The organism is Streptomyces silaceus (genome assembly GCF_001419745.1).
Taxonomy (GTDB): Bacteria; Actinomycetota; Actinomycetes; order Streptomycetales; family Streptomycetaceae; genus Streptomyces; species Streptomyces silaceus.
The window spans coordinates 1-283 of record NZ_LIRJ01000196.1 but is presented as its reverse complement, the minus strand read 5'-3'; the positions used below and the strand labels follow the sequence as shown (position 1 = coordinate 283).

Below are 283 nucleotides of genomic sequence, written 5' to 3'. Positions count from 1 at the left end.
CGCCGACCTCGTTGCGCAGCGCCTGCAGGGCGATCGCGCCCCGGTCGTAGACCGCGCCGTGGAACTGGTTGTCCGGACCCGGGTCACCCGGCTTGACCTGCCAGAACGGGTCGTCGGCCGGCCGCTGCGCATACGCGTAGTCCGCCAGCTCCTGGGCCGTGCCCTCGCCCTCCTTCTCCGACCAGAGCCACTGGCTGTAGCGGGCGAAGCCCTCGCTGACCCAGATGTCCTTCCAGTTGTCCACGGAGACGTTGTCGCCGTTCCACTGGTGGGCCAGCTCGTG

General features: G+C 70.0%; 1 protein-coding gene. It reads right to left on the bottom strand.

Going from position 1 to position 283, the window contains the following annotated elements; genetic code table 11:
• On the bottom strand, positions 1-283 hold a 283-nt coding region (locus AOK22_RS19500; protein WP_167357858.1), incomplete at both ends, for a M1 family metallopeptidase.